Annotated in this window: 11 protein-coding genes; 8 read left to right on the top strand and 3 right to left on the bottom strand. The window is 58.1% G+C overall.

Translation table 11 applies throughout. The features are described 5' to 3' along the window. The first annotated feature begins 63 nt into the window (after positions 1-63). Positions 64-4,443: an ATP-binding protein gene (locus BLR94_RS18405; RefSeq protein ID WP_084307412.1), complete on the top strand. Its 4,380-nt coding sequence runs from the start codon at positions 64-66 to the stop codon at positions 4,441-4,443. Positions 4,444-4,514: 71 nt separating this feature from the next. Next, positions 4,515-5,864 (top strand): hypothetical protein, encoded by a 1,350-nt coding sequence (locus BLR94_RS27255; RefSeq protein ID WP_167359779.1) that lies wholly within the window; start codon positions 4,515-4,517, stop codon positions 5,862-5,864. A gap of 729 nt (positions 5,865-6,593) precedes the next feature. On the opposite strand, the gene BLR94_RS28220 is transcribed toward BLR94_RS27255, so the two are convergent. Next, positions 6,594-7,910 (bottom strand): methyl-accepting chemotaxis protein, encoded by a 1,317-nt coding sequence (locus BLR94_RS28220; protein WP_084307463.1) that lies wholly within the window; start codon positions 7,908-7,910, stop codon positions 6,594-6,596. A 396-nt stretch (positions 7,911-8,306) separates the two neighbouring features. On the opposite strand from BLR94_RS28220, the gene BLR94_RS18395 reads away from it, so the two are divergent. Further along, positions 8,307-8,786 (top strand): BRO-N domain-containing protein, encoded by a 480-nt coding sequence (locus BLR94_RS18395; RefSeq protein WP_084307464.1) that lies wholly within the window; start codon positions 8,307-8,309, stop codon positions 8,784-8,786. 4 nt (positions 8,787-8,790) lie between these two features. Here the strand turns inward: BLR94_RS18395 and BLR94_RS18390 are convergent, their stop codons facing one another. Next, entirely contained in the window at positions 8,791-9,402 is a 612-nt protein-coding gene (locus BLR94_RS18390; RefSeq protein WP_084307465.1) for an SDR family NAD(P)-dependent oxidoreductase, read from the bottom strand. 212 nt (positions 9,403-9,614) lie between these two features. Between BLR94_RS18390 and BLR94_RS18385 the strand changes: the two genes are divergently transcribed. The 5 genes from BLR94_RS18385 to BLR94_RS18365 all read left to right on the top strand — a co-directional run bounded on the left by BLR94_RS18385 (position 9,615) and on the right by BLR94_RS18365 (position 14,192). Then, entirely contained in the window at positions 9,615-10,313 is a 699-nt protein-coding gene (locus tag BLR94_RS18385; protein ID WP_244158228.1) for a response regulator, read from the top strand. Next, entirely contained in the window at positions 10,310-11,650 is a 1,341-nt protein-coding gene (locus BLR94_RS18380; protein ID WP_084307467.1) for a sensor histidine kinase, read from the top strand. The genes BLR94_RS18385 and BLR94_RS18380 overlap by 4 nt, the downstream gene beginning before the upstream one ends. A 650-nt stretch (positions 11,651-12,300) precedes the next feature. Next, positions 12,301-12,786, top strand: a complete 486-nt coding sequence (locus BLR94_RS18375; protein WP_084307468.1) for a hypothetical protein — start codon at positions 12,301-12,303, stop codon at positions 12,784-12,786. A gap of 388 nt (positions 12,787-13,174) precedes the next feature. Next, on the top strand, positions 13,175-13,849 hold the full coding sequence (locus BLR94_RS18370) for a TetR/AcrR family transcriptional regulator (protein WP_084307469.1): 675 nt from the start codon (positions 13,175-13,177) through the stop codon (positions 13,847-13,849). After that, entirely contained in the window at positions 13,836-14,192 is a 357-nt protein-coding gene (locus BLR94_RS18365; protein WP_084307470.1) for a DoxX family protein, read from the top strand. Before BLR94_RS18370 ends, BLR94_RS18365 begins: the two co-directional genes overlap by 14 nt. A gap of 9 nt (positions 14,193-14,201) precedes the next feature. Here the strand turns inward: BLR94_RS18365 and BLR94_RS18360 are convergent, their stop codons facing one another. Next, the gene (locus BLR94_RS18360) at positions 14,202-14,678 is read right to left on the bottom strand and encodes an SDR family NAD(P)-dependent oxidoreductase (protein ID WP_084307471.1); all 477 of its coding nucleotides are present in this window, start codon (positions 14,676-14,678) and stop codon (positions 14,202-14,204) included. Between the last annotated feature and the right edge of the window lie 4 nt (positions 14,679-14,682).

The following is a 14,682-nucleotide window of genomic DNA, read 5'->3' as shown; positions in this document are numbered from 1 at the left end:
CGCTTGCGCACACCTTACACATTCCCAGCGTGCTGACAGCGTTTGTCAGGGAGTCGGCTCGATATGAATAGCTCTATCAAACGCAGCGCCATACCTGCTAGCGGTTACGCTTTCCAAAACCTGGTGGGCATCAAGGCGCTTTGCGAATGGCTGGACACCCCTTCTTTGTACGAGTGGGTTAAGTTCGAGGCGGACGACGAGGAAGAAGCTCGTGGCCTTGACGATATCGTTATCCAGCGTTCGGACGGCCAGATGGAACTTATCCAAGTCAAGTTCACCGTCAACGAGTTCAAGCCCGATTACGCGTTGTCATGGCACTGGTTGACGGATCGCAAAGGAAAGAAGGGCACCTCTCTTCTCGAAAAGTGGACGAAAGCCTTTTTCCGGGTAGGCCCTGACAGAGCAGCACGAACTGAGCTCATCACGAACCGCAGGCCAGAAGCCGAGTTTGCGTCCTCTCTCTCCGGCGGGAGGGTGATATGGGAGCGGCTTGACGATTCTCTGCGCCAAACGCTGGCGCAGCATGCTGGTGGTGAAGAAAAGGCACGAGTGTTTTTCGAAAGGTTTGAATTCAACCACAGCTACGCAGGTCATCAAACGCTGACCGGGGAGGTATCGGCACAGCTTCAGGCGAAGCATACCAATCATGAAGGCTGGTTGGCCCTCTACCGAGCGACCTTCGAGTGGAGCATGTTCAAAAATGCCCCTGCGCCTGATGGTCGGATTACGCTGGGCATTTTGCGCAGCACCATTTCTGAAATGCAGCCAAGGCCCTTGGATCAGGAGTTCAGAGTGCCAGCGGGTTATCGGCCTCCAGATCCGGCATTTGCGACCGACTTCATCGAGCAAGCCATGAAGGGCGATTGGAACTGCCGCGTACTTTGGGGATCGCCAGGTCAAGGTAAAAGCACGTTTCTTAGCCATTTTTGCGAGCAGATCCAGTCTTTAGGTGTCGTCACGATTCGGCATCACTATTTTCTCGATCTTCAAGACGCCTCTGAGCGCTTCAGTTTGGCAAGCGTTGCTCGGTCGCTCATGTCCCAAATGGAGTCAGAGCTCCCTGAGGTGGCCGTTTCCCTTGATAGACGCCCTGAGAACTTGAGAGTTTGGCTAACCCATTGCGGCGCGGCTTGTGCTCGTGCGGGTACACGCCTGGTATTGATTGTCGATGGGCTAGACCATGTTTGGCGAGAGAATGACGAGCGCATTTCGCCACTCAGTTCGCTGTTTTCCCTGCTATTTCCAATCCCTCAGGGGGTTACGATCGTGCTCGGCACTCAGCGCGTTGGTGACGAACAATTGCCACCAAAGCTGCATCAGTTCGTGGAGCCTGAGTGTTGGATAGAGCTTCCAAGAATGAAGGTGCCCTCGATATCGGCTTGGCTGGCGGCTCACTACGATTCGAACGCATTTGAACTCCCTCCAGGCGTTACACCCGATCAAACAATGGGGTCGTTGGCCGAGGCATTCCTATCGCTAAGCGAAGGGCACCCTTTGGTGCTCACATATACGTTCATGAAGATGATCCGCCATCATCGCGTGCTTTCTGCGCAGATTGTTCGCCAGAGTGATTCAGCTCCCCATGGAGATGCACTTGCCTACTACACGTCGCTGTGGCAACGGCTTTCCTGGGATGCAAAGGACGCTCTGCATCTCATAGCAGAGGATAATTTCATCTGGCCTTCTGGAGCTTTGGAGCAGTGCCTCCAGTTGAAGAAGGTCAATTTAGAGGCTGAGATTGGTCACTTGCTGGCAACCGTCGATGTCGGTGTCAAGGCGTTTCACGGCAGCCTCTATGTGTTCATTCGTCAACAACCCTCTCATCAGGGCCGGGCGAACGTACTCCTGCCACGGGTCGAAGAATGGTTGGATTCTGAAGCTCCGTCTTATCTGCGGTGGGGTTGGCTGTGGCTGTACCAATCCCGTCGAGGCGATCATTCCGGCCTGCTGTCTGGTACGACCAAAGGGTGGATGCTGCATGCGTTGGTCCAAGCTTTCGATATTAATCAGATTATCCGAATCCTCGAAGACGCCGAAGAGGTCGCATTTGTCTTGGGTGACTACGAGCTCGCACTTCGTAAGCGGGCCCTCAAACATCGAATCCAGAATGGTCCGGAGTTCCAGATAGAGGATGGAAGTCTGCTATTCAAATCGGCGCTTCAGCTGGCGTCCGACCCTTATCCTGCGCTGCTGACGGCCTCCCGTGTTAATCAATCCAGCTTGCAAGCGCTGGGAGATTTAGCTCATCTCTACCTATCCCTTGGTGAAGTTGGTCGTGCGTTTGACGTACAGGAGCGAATTCGACAAAAGATAAAGGATCGATTGGACGCCGGAACCCTGAATAGCCATGAGCACGAGCGCGCAATCAAAGTCTATTTGGATGTGGTAGGGGGGACTGGCCGCTATGCGCCGGATAAGCTGATAAACGTTTTTTTGAATCATGAAAGCGGTGAGGCGTGGTTTGCGGCATTTCTGGAGAAAGCTAGCGGCTACTCAGATCTGACCCCGGTCATGGCATTTGCATCGATTCCAATGCCTGCTCGACTTCGTCGAGTGCTGGAGCTGCAAGCCATCCGAGTGGCCGGCTGGGCACAGGCCGCGTTGCATTCTTGGGCCGGGTTTGAACGTTTTACCAAACACCCCTTGTCTGCCTGTTGGGCCATGTTGTATGGGGAGCCTGCGAACGATGCGTACATTCGGTACATACCGCTGGATAGGCTTGCGATCCTGGACGGAAATAGTGAGACAACCTTAGCGAATCATCTGCATTCAATCTTTTTTGCCGCCGTTGCCAGCAGCCTTCAGTTAAATGGCGCACCAGCGCTCGAAAAGGTGGCACTGAATGCAAAACGTGAGTGGCTGTTGCCCCTGCTTCATCGATTGATTGCTTCTGCTAACGCCACTGCAACAATATTGGCCAGAGGTGAGACCCCGCCAGTACCGATCGTTTATCGGTTCATCGCCGGGGATCGACCCGCCCAACACGATCATGACGCCTGGGCAGAATATCGCGCTCTGCGAGAGGCTTTAGCGTTGATCACCGCTGACCTTTTTTTGTTGGGTAGGCTTCGCAGTGAGATGAAACACATCTCGGCAGCAGATTGGGCTGAGTGTCAGCGGTCGAAATTGTTTGCTCCTGATCGCCTTCGCGAAGCTTACTTTATGCGTCAGTGCCATTTGCTGAGCGAGGATACGGCAGAGCTCCAGATACGCACCGAGGCAAAACAGATCAGACAGACCGTTGGCCCCTTCAACGAAAAAGCTAATTCGCTTTGTGAGCTTTGTGGCTGGGCAACAGCGTATGGGCTCGAAGATACGGCTCGTGAGCTGCTGCAAGGGAGCTACGAGTATGTGACTGGATTTGGTTGGCGCAAAGATCCTGGGCTTCGTCATCTGTTGGATGTCATTGCAGCTGTTGCGCCGACTGAGCCGGAATTTGTCCGTCATGCACTCGCCAGGCTTGCTCCCATTTACAACCAAATCGATGAAATGACGGAAGATTCCGGTACCAGTCCTAGCGACTTAGCGGACCTGCTGCTGCAATTGCGGCCAGATATCTTTGTGCATTTTTATCAGCATTGGATTGCTCACAGTCAGTGGTACTACGCCGATCAAACCTTTGCGGCGTTTGCCAGAAATGCTGACATCAATGCACCAGGGGTGGCGGCTGCCCTGGCTTATGCTTCGGGAGAGCAAGCGGTCACTGCCTTGCGAGCTCGCAGCCAGTTGGACGCAAGTCAGAAAATCTCCGAAATGGTCCGCCTGTGGGACGTGCCGGAGCAATCTGTGCGTGACAATCCTCCTGCGATCAGTCGAGAGAAAGACGCTTTTGACGACTCGGATAGCCAGCAGCCCATGATGCCTGAACCCGAGGATTACCCGCCCTCAAAGCTGGCTGAGTTCTTAAAAGCGCTGGATGAGACACGCGAATTCACTGCCACATCCAAGCGAACGGTTGAATGGTTCAGTTTCTGGGAGGCAAAAGGGAAAGGGGTTGAGCTTTTGAGCTCTCTCGCAGATGTCTTAGAGAGCTCTATCTCGCTATTTCGAGGAACCGAGCTGCTCGATCTGGCATTCGAACTCTCACGCAGACTTCAGGGACCTAAAGTCGCGTTCGTTTGGCTGGTACGTGCCCATCAGTACCGATATGGATGGAGCGAATACTATTACGGGCATGTGGAATCCCAGCGGCGCTTGGCATTGGTAGGTTCTCTGTATCCTAAACGTTGGGAAGAGTTTCTTCAGCTTTCCACGTTGCCCCTCCCACACTACCCAGAAAAGAAGCGAGCCATTCCCGATGCTAGGTTGGTGTATCTGTTACTGGAGGTGGGGCAAACTGCCCGGGCCCTGTCAATTCTGAGCAACCTGATCGACACCACAGTGGCTGAGTTTGAATGTCAGCCATTGGTACAGCCAGCTTGGTGGCGAGAGGATGAAAAATGACTCCTAGGCAAATTGCAGATATTAGCGTGGCGCGTTTGGGCCTCCCAGTTCCCACAGGGAAGCTGGTGGTTATGCATGCCATAGCGGAGGCATTGGCAGTGCCGGAAACTGCCGGAGACTTCGAAGACGCCTTGGTTGATTGGACCGCTACCCGACGCCTGGAGTCTGAATGCCTGGAGGCACTGTCGGTATTGCTGATTGCACAAGCACGTCCGGAATTCGTGAGTCGTGTCAGGGCAGCTGTAAGCCGACCTTCATTGGCGTCGGAGTACCTGGTGGCGCTCGCCTCAGGAGCCCCAGCGATCGTTCGTGACTGGCAGGGATGTTATTCCGGAAAAGCTCCTCATCATGTGGATGTACGCGCTTCTGAGGAGTTGTTGAGCAGCGGTGCAGTTCTACCCCCTATTTTTCAGGATACAGTCGAGCGCCTCGAAGAAATCTCCGGACGCCCGATGAGCCGACAATGGGCTTATGAGTTCGATGTCTTGAGTGACCGCTTCAAGGACATCACAGATGGGCACCTGAGTTATTTTCTATCGAGAGATCGAAGCACGGGTGGCCAATTTGTGGCTGGTCAAGGGCAACTGGCTAGATCAGCGTTTCTACGGACACTGGCTTGTGCGGTCGAGCTATGGGGAATGCCAGAGAAGCTCGCGGCTTCATATGCGCGCAAGGCACTACCGGCAGATCCCATCTATCTAAAGCTTCAGCCCGGCCCTGCTCCTCAATGGGCTCAAGGTTTGCACCACAGCTTTGATGATGATTCAACTCCACCAGAAATAGCTGTTCGGGACTGCTTAAGATTGATCGAGCGAGAAGAGCAAGGCAGGCTTTTGCACCTCTGCGCGACAGTTTCCGATACTGAGCTACGCCACATCGAGCTCACGGTGTTTGGAGTGTCCAGTCCGGTCGGTGTCGCAGACGCTAAGACTGGGGTGAGATTTCATAAGTGGTTGGCAGGACGCCTCTCCCCCAAACAGAACGGCCTTCGATCATTGACCTCGCCATCCTGGCAGAAGAACGACGATCTGGACTTCTCGCCAGCGGTTCTACCCCTGATGGGCTCCAGTGTGGGGTATCTGCAGTTTGATTACGTCAAATGCTTTCCATACGTTCCGTTTTCCACACCGTCGATGCCCGATCTAGAGCTACTTCCGGCCGCAGGACGCTTACCACTTATGTCGCAGGGAGTGCATGTGGGGGAGTTCAATTCTTGGTATTGGGAATGGCAGCCGAGTCGTCCCATGGGTTGGGCAAGCCCCATGGCGTGCTATTCCATGCTCCGTGCTGAAGCCGCGCAAACCTGTGAAGCCGATGCGGGCGCGCCTCTTCGATACGTATGGATGGTTGAGAAATGGACGCGTGATAAAGCGTACGGTGATTGGGTAGAAGAGAGTGAAATAGGAAGCCTGTCCGAGTAAGCGGACCAGTAATTCTACATTACACCTTTTAGTGGCTTGCATGGACTTGACCGGTCAGTTACATCCCACCTCACCAAGCGGCTGCATCGGATTTGACCAGCACACTTCGTGTCCATAATTGGCGGGATTCTACCCATACGAACCTGCGGTGAGAGGATGGAGTGGGTCGAAATCAGCCGGTCGGGCCTGACCGCTTTTCGACCAAAAGCTGCGGATCGTATATGGCAGTTTTTGGCCGATAACGCCCGTCTAGCAACGGAAGCCTTTCGTCGTTAGCTGTCGCTTACCGTAGTTGTAGAACGAGCCCCCAGATTCAGGAAAGCATGAGAGGCAGCCATGCACGGAGGGCAGTCGGTCCCATTCTGGCTTTCTACCCCCTCTCTCAATGCTTAGCAAGCCCCGGGTGCCGGGATAGTTTTAGAGATAGATGGCTCGTCACGTATGAATTAAAGAATTATAGATCAAATAGTTAAAAACTTTTTCGACTCCTGGTGCCTACAAAACAAGGCCTCGCAGAAATGCGGGGCTTTGTCATTTATGGCGATTGCTGATGCAGCGCCCACAAGACGTCCACGCGACAGGAAAGTCGCGCGTGCATCCCGAGCGCACGGCGCCTAAAGCTCGCCATGCTCTGCGAGCCGTGGCAAAGCAGGCTCGGGCGGATCAGCCGTGGATGAAATGCAGAGCGCTCGATCGAGGTAGCCGCCGGCCCCTGCCGAGCGCCTCGAGTCAGCTCGAGACCTGGCTGGAGAACTGGCTCACGGCAGCGACGACGCACTCCGCGTCTTTCTGGATATCCTGAATCACGGTGTCGGACTCGTTGGCCAGTGTCAGTGCTTCGCCGGCCAGTTCGCGGCTGCGGTTGATCACGTCGACGGCATTGGAGGCGAGTTCCTGGTTCTGCTTGACCACGCCGACGATTTCCTGGGTGGCCTTGGAGGTGCGCGACGCGAGCTGACGGACTTCATCGGCCACCACCGCGAAACCACGCCCCTGTTCGCCCGCACGCGCGGCTTCGATGGCGGCGTTGAGCGCCAGCAGATTGGTCTGGTCGGCGATACCGCTGATGGCCTTGACGATGGCCTCGATCATCTGCCCTTGCTGATCCAACGCCTGGATGCCATGGGTGGCGTTTTCCATGGAGTTGGCCAGCCGGTGCAGCACTTCGACCGTGTCGCGAATGACCTCGCGGCCCTTGCTGGCACTGGTATCGGTCTGCAGCGATGTGGTGTAGGCGAGGTTGGCGGCGTCGGCGACGGCTTTTTCCATGTTCACCTGGTCGGTAATCACGGTGGCGAACTTGACCACCTTGTAGAGCTTGCCGTGGATATCGGTGATGGGGTTGTAGGAGGCTTCCAGCCAGACGTCTCGACCGCTGCTGTCGATGCGGCGGAAGCGGGCTACGACGAATTCACCGCGGCGCAAGCGCTCCCAGAACTGACGATAGCCCTCCGAGGCACTCTCCTCGGCGGTGCAGAACATGCGGTGGTGCTTGCCCACAACCTGCGCCAGGTTGTAGCCCATGCCGCGCAGGAAGGAATCGTTGGCGGTGATGACCGTACCGTCCAGGCTGAATTCGATCACCGCCGTCGAGCGCAGCAGTGCCTTGACCAGGCTCTCGTTCTCCAGCGACGCCTCGATGGTGCGCGTCAGATTGCTGGAGTGGATGACCACCTGCTTTGTGCCACTCAAGTGATCGCTCATGGGAATGACCACAGAACGCAGCCACACGTGCTGGCCATCCTTGCCCAGCAAGCGCAAGGCGCCGTTGAAATGGCGGCGCTCCTTGATCGCGGAGAGCGCGCGCAACTGGTGCGGGTCACGGGCCAGTTCCGACGGCGATAGCTGGGTCAGGTACTGCCCCTCGACTTCCCCGGCCCGGTAGCCGAGTTCGTTCTGGAACAGCTCGTTGACACGCTCGATGCGGCCATCCGCGCTGAGCTGGATGATGATCATTTCCTTTTCGAGGTTCTCCCTTACCTCCTCCTGCATCGCTAAGCGAGCTTCCAGCTCACTGTTGATTTGTTTGAGGCGAGAGTTGAACACGACAAGGACTCCAGAGTAGGTATCACTGCATCGGCCCGTGGCTGAAAATCTTGAAAGATGGGTGGTGCCGGCAGCTGTTATTTCGAGCATAGAGCGCTTCGCTTACAACCGCGGGCCAGACATACGATTGCGCTTGTTCAATGCCCGAGCAGGCAGTAAGGTTCGACCGTCGCCGCATATCGGCGATACAGGATTGGCGTCCTGGAAAGTGGAAGACACATCAGCTGCTGTCGCGGCTTTGCTGTGTCCTGCGTGTGGCTGCCTGCGTTATGGGCGGGCCGTATGTGGGCATCTTCGGATGCGCCGGATCCACTAGCCGGTACGCCAACCCATACGGTTCCGCCCACCCTGATTGGCGTCAGGAGGCGGCATGTCACCACTAGTGGATATATCAAGATGAACGAACACTTCGAATCCCTTCGCTTCACCCGTCACAACCGTTTCCTGCACGCCCTGATGCTCGAATCCCAGGTATGGTTCAGCGTCGTCGATCTCGGCCGCCTGATGGGCTGCCACCTCAACGAACGGCTAATCCGCAAACTCGATGACGACCAGCACCGCATCATCAGCCTCAATCATCACGGCAATGTCCGGCCCACCCTGATGGTCAGCGAATCCGGCATGTATGCGCTGATGGTGTATCACCACATTCCCGAGAACCAGAACCTGCGCCGCTGGCTCACCCATGAAGTGATCCCCACGCTGCGGGCGGCCTGCACACCCACGCCCGACCAAGCACCCAGCCTGAGTTCACTGCAGTGGGCAGGCCTGTCCGTGAGCCTGCTGCACTGGCAGAACGAGGCCTGGGTCAAATGGCGGGATATGCCGGCGCTCATACCTTCGGTGGAGAAGGCACCGGGTCGCTCGCAAGGCTAGTGGATCAGGCCTTGGTGAAAGGCCCGCTGCTCTGCTGAGCGAACCCCACGTTATGCCGGCAGAACAGCGAGCCGATGCTGAGCATGCCGATATGCACGCCGTCGCACGCCAGCTCCTGCTGAAGACCGTGCAGATAGCTGCACGCGGCAGCCGCCGGATCTGCACCGCCAAGGCTGGGTTGCGCTGAGGTTGTAGTGTCGTTGCGCTCGACCAAAATGGCACCCGACTTGCGCGAGCGCATCTCCGGCAGCACTTCGTCCACCACGGCAGTCATGCTCAGGTAGGTGAGCGCGCATGTTTCGGTGGCGCTGTCCGGGTTCAATGCGGCGGCGTAGTCAGCTGTATTGAGCGGATCGAGGCCGTAGTACACCGCATCGATAGGGCCCACCGTGCTGCGGATGGAGCGGATCATCGCCTTGGCGTGCTCGGGGCTGGAGACGTCGCCGGTGAAGGTTCGTGTCGAGATGCCTTCGCTTTCCAGCACGGTCGTCAGCGCGCGCACGCACTGCGCGTCATCGGCCACCAGCACCACGTCGTAGCCGTCATTGCCGTACTGGCGAGCGGCCAATGCACCTGCGCTGTTCTGCGCACCGAATACCACAAGAGTCCGACTCATGATCAGCCCTACCTAACAGTTGCGGTGCTCTGCTGGTAAAGATCTGCAGGTAGCACATGTCCCGGCAGGATCTGTGCACCGGCTAGGCAGAGAAAGCCGCTGCGTCGCATGAAGCCCCGATCCCTGGGAGCAGTTGTCCTGGCATAGTCACCGCCGAACATTGCCTGAACATTGCGTCGCAAACTTTTGCGCTCCGCTACTATGGCGCCTCGGTGAAACGGTGCGGTGAAGCGGCTTTGCGAATCCTTCTGGTCGAAGATGACTTACCTATGGCCCAGGCTCTGCAGGCAGCGTTGGGGCGACATGGCTTGATCGTGGACATGGTTCATTCGCTCGCCGCAGCGGCGATGACCTTGCGCCTGCATGTGCACGATCTGTTGCTCCTCGACCGCGGCCTGCCCGATGGCGATGGTCTCGACTTCATTGCCACCGCCCGGCGCCTGACGCCCGCCCTGCCCATCGTGCTGCTGACCGCCCGCGGGGAGGTCGCAGAACGGATCGATGGCCTGAATGGAGGGGCGGACGATTACGTGGTCAAACCCGTTGCCGCCGACGAACTCCTGGCCCGCATAAGGGCCATCGCTCGGCGCCCGGCCACGGTCATTCTGCCCACCGCTACCCTTGGCGCGCTGTCCTTCGACTTCACCGCCGGTGAGGCCATCGTCGATGGCCAGCCGCTTCATCTGCCGCGGCGTCAGTTGCTGATTCTGGAAGCCCTGATCTATCGCCAGGGGCGGACCGTACTGCGAGAGAACCTCCATGAAGCGGTCTACGGCCTGGCAGACGAGATCCAGTCGAATGCGCTCGACGCGCATGTCTCCAAGCTCCGGCGCGCGTTGAAAGAGGCGGAGGCCGGGGTCGAGATCGCGGTGATTCGTGGTGTCGGCTATCTGCTCAAGGAAGGCCAATGAAAGCACTGCACAGCCCCTCGCTCATCGGCCGCCTGCTGTGGTCGCTGTGCCTCATGCAGGTGGTGGTACTGGTGACCTCGATCGCCGGCACCCTGTACTACATCATCGACGACCGCTTCACTTTCATGAGCGATTCGGTCATCGACACCCTGGTGAGTGCCATTGCCGTGCAGCCGGATGGCCTGGCGTTCGAACGTACCAATGAGCTGCGCAGTTTGCAGGCGGACAACCCGCAGCTCTGGGTGGTGATTCGCGACGCCAACGGCCATCGTCAGCAGTTGGGTAACGTGCCGTCCGCGTATCAGGCGCTGGAACGGAGCCTGCCCTTGCTGGGCGTCTCGCAAATGCGTGCGCTGCCGGAGCAGAACGAGCTGACGATGCGCATCGAGGTCAAGCCGATACAGGACCAGCAGATCCACATCATGGTCGGCGGCGTGGCAATGTCCGACTTCAAGAGCCTGATTCTCCAGGCGACGGGTTTGCTCAGTCCCTACTTCCTGACGCCATTGATTCTGTTCACCCTGCTCGCCACCCCCATGGTCGTGCTGCATGCGACGCGAGGTGTGCGGCGGGTGACCAAAGAGGCATCGGCGCTGGATATCTCCACCCCGGATGCGCACCTGACAGAGGACTCCGTACCTCGGGAGATTCGCCCGCTGGTCAGCGCCTTCAATGCCGCCATGGAGCGCCTGAGCAAGGCGTATCACGCCCGTGATCGCTTCCTGCGTGACGCGGCCCATGAGTTACGCATGCCCATCGCCGTGCTGATGGCGCGTCTCGATGGCATGCCCTCACACCCACTGAAGCCGGTTCTGCTCATCGACCTGAGCCGCCTGGCCACCGTCGCCGAACAGTTGCTGGACCTGCAGCGGCTGCAGTCTCCCCAGGTCGAGTTCGTTCGCGTCGACCTCGTGGCCCTGACCCGCGACCTGGTCTCCGATATCGCGCCTGTGGCCCTCTCCCGCTGCGATGACCTGGTACTGAATGCGCCCGATCAGCCCGTGTGGGTACTCGGCCAGGCCAGTGCACTGAGCCGCGTGATCACCAACCTGGTGCAGAACGCGCTCGTCCACGGTGAAGGCACCGGCACCATTGGCATCACCGTGGCACCACGCGGAACCGTGGCTGTCGCCGACCAGGGCAAGGGCGTGGCGAGCGAGGACCGCGAGCACATCTTCCAACCCTTTTACCGCGGCAAGACCGACGTCCCTGGTCACGGCCTCGGGCTGCATCTGGTGGAGGAGATCGTGCGCGCTCACAGGGGCCGTATCACGATCAACGACGCCGCCGGAGGCGGTGCCGTTTTCACGGTTCATCTACCGGTCGTGTCGGCGTAGTGCGGTGTGAGCGGACTATCGCTGCCAGCACTGGCCAGCCTCTGCGTCTCCATCGCCTGCCTGGCGTTCAAGGCTGACGCCTACGCCTTTGCGCAAACGGGGATCTCACGCATGATGCAGGTGGCTCCAGCCCCCTGATGGACAAGGCGCCGGTACTCAGAAAAGCTCCCAGACGCACGCCACCAGCAACCAGACCAGGAACAGTGCAGTCATCACCGCCACGGTACGCGCCAGAATCATCCGGCAGCCCAGCGGGTGTCATGGCCGCAACGCCAGACCACCACCAGACGTATATCAACAGCGGCGCAAGCGCGATAAGCGCAAAAACGTGCAGCCCACTCCTGCGCAGCAACTGCTCGTCCCAACGATGCACGAGGTCGAAGATCGAGGCAGCGAAGTGCTCCAGTACGCCAAAACGGAGAATGGCGAAGAAGAGTGCGCGCCCAAGGACATGCACCAGCCAGAACGCTTTCCAGAGCGGTTTCCCGCGGGTGCAATGGTCAGCGCAGCCTCTGGTATTCGATAAGGGGAAGACGCCATGCTGACGCCTGCAACGAGTGAAAACGCTTGATATCCTAGCCCGTCGGCTCGAAACGATAGCAACCCTCGGCATGCAGAGGGCGGCGTGTCAGCAATCTGGGAAAAATACGATGAAGAAGTTACAGCGCGGATCCGGCCACCTGTTCAGCCTGATGGTCATCGCGCTCATTGCCTGGGGTGCTTATGTGACTATCTACGTGCCCTACGAACACAAGAAATCGATGGACGAGTTCCGAAGCAGACCACCAACGGTGAGCGCGGCGAAGCTGGAAATCGTCGACGCCTACAAGGCAAAACCAACGCCCGAGCCACGGCCGCGCGGGCTGTACACCGGCACCGCTGAGCAGGACGGTTACCCGATGACCATCAGCTTCGACTTCGGCGAGAACCATGTCATCACCAAGAAGGCCCACATCAAGACCTACGAGTTCACGGGCTCGGCAACTTATGACTGGGTGGGCTCGGTGATGACCTTCGGCAAGGTGCAGGGCGATGCCGTGCTGTTTCCGGGAACCGGCGAACCCATCGAAGTGATCAGCGCATCCGAAATCCATGTGCCGGGGCCTGGGACGACGCTGGTGTTGAAGCAGCAGTGAGCTTGCTGGCGGCAGCCATGAATGCCTCGTGAGCCTGCAACGTCGGCCCGCTCCAACAAACCTCCCAGGCGCCCGCCTCTGGCCGGGGCTTGAGTCCTTTATCTCAGCTGGGAAGGGCTGCTTGCGGCTCAGAAGTTGCCTCTCGCGACCAGCTTTTAAGATCGGTCGAAAGCAGACGGGGTGATGACTTAAACAGTACCCAGGGCATTTCTTCGGCTCAAGCCCGGACTCTAAACAAAGTAGAAAACCGAAACCAGGCATTCACAGCGGGCGCGCTGTTTGGCACAACTACGTTTTGTGCTTATGGAGCCCCTCGGTTCATCCACGCTAGCCAGTAGCCGAACAAATGGTACAATTGCGTACCTTTTAGTCGATTGGCGGATTGCGTATGCCACAACAGCAAGTCGAAGCACCGCCCGGCAACAGAACCAGCAAAGGCGCGCTGCGCCTTCGAGACCTCACTGCGGTTGCCGCCGAGCTATTTCTGGAACGCGGCTTTGCGTCGGTGGCGGTAGATGACCTGATTGCTCGCGTAGGTGGTTCGCGTCGCAACGTGTACAGCCATTTCGGCGGCAAAGAGGGATTGTTCATTGAGGCGGTGGAGCAGCTTTGCGCTGAACTGGCTCGGCCCCTTGAAGCTTTAAACCTCGGTGAGGGCTCTGTTCAGGAAGCCTTGTCGGCCTTCGGACATCAGTTGCTGCAAGCAGTCTTGCAGCCACGCACGTTGGAGTTGCATCGCCTGATGCTGGCTGAAGGCAAACGCTTTCCGGCGCTTTCCCAAGCCGTACTGCAAGCGGGCCACTTCAGGGCCGCAGACATCCTGGCACCGTGGATCGAAGCCCACCAAGCCACTCCCTCAAACGGTTTTTCAACAAGGCTGCCAGCGCAAACGCTCGCACAGCAGTTCGTCAACATTGTGGTGATGGAAGCCCAGTTGCGTGCCCTTGCCGGGCTCGACCAGCTTCCACTGTCGGCAGACCGGATGAACACCATCGTCAACAGCGCCGTAACCACTTTCCTTCACGGCGCGCAGGCAATAAGGAGCTCGCATGACCCTGACTAATTTCCCTTGGAAGTCCATTCTGGCCTTGCTGCTTGCGGCCTTCTTCCTGATCGGTGCTGGCGGCAACATCATCGCGCCCCCGGGAGTCGTCGCTGACTATGCGCGGTGGGGTTATCCAAGCTGGTTTCACTATGTAACGGGGTTGCTGGAGTTGAGTGCGGCCATCCTGCTGGCCATCAAGTCGTTACGATTCTGGGGGGCAGCAATCGGCGCAGCAGCAATGGTCGGCGCTGCGGCCACGGTGCTGTGGCACGGGGAGCTTACCCACTCTATCGCGCCGCTGGTCGTATTAACCCTTTGCCTCGTGGTCGGCTGGGTAAACAAACCCGGCATCCACCGGTAAGCCCTCCTATCAAATGGCCAGGCCGTGCAAGGCTGTCTGGCCTCGTGCGTGAACGTGGTATCTCGACCCACTCAAAGGCTTCGATGTCCCCGCTGCGCCCCTCTTCTGCGCAGACCTTTTCAACGCGAGAAAAGCGCCAAACTGAGCCTTACTCGACCGGCGGCCCGGCAGCCTGTTCAAGACACTGTCATAGGTACCATCCGCCTGCGAATAGCGGACAAACTTGGCATTGTTCACGATGACGTCTTTTCGCGGGGCCTCGGCATGCAGAAGGCCAAGCGCTGCGTCGAGGATATCGTCCGAGGGCGTGGCTTGTTCAGCGTTTTCTTGGCCGAACATGGTGATACGCACACCTGGTGGGGCCACTTTGATCACGCTTACCGTCGTCTCTGCGAGCTGAACGCACAGGCTCTCGGTGAATGAGTGGACCGCCGCCATGCTCGCGCTGTAAGTAAGCGGGGCAGGTAGTGGTACAGCGATCTCCATTCCC

Source organism: Phytopseudomonas flavescens (assembly GCF_900100535.1).
Classification (GTDB): domain Bacteria; phylum Pseudomonadota; class Gammaproteobacteria; order Pseudomonadales; family Pseudomonadaceae; genus Aquipseudomonas; species Aquipseudomonas flavescens.
Note: the sequence above shows the minus strand (reverse complement) of the source record. Positions and strands in the feature narration are given on the sequence as shown.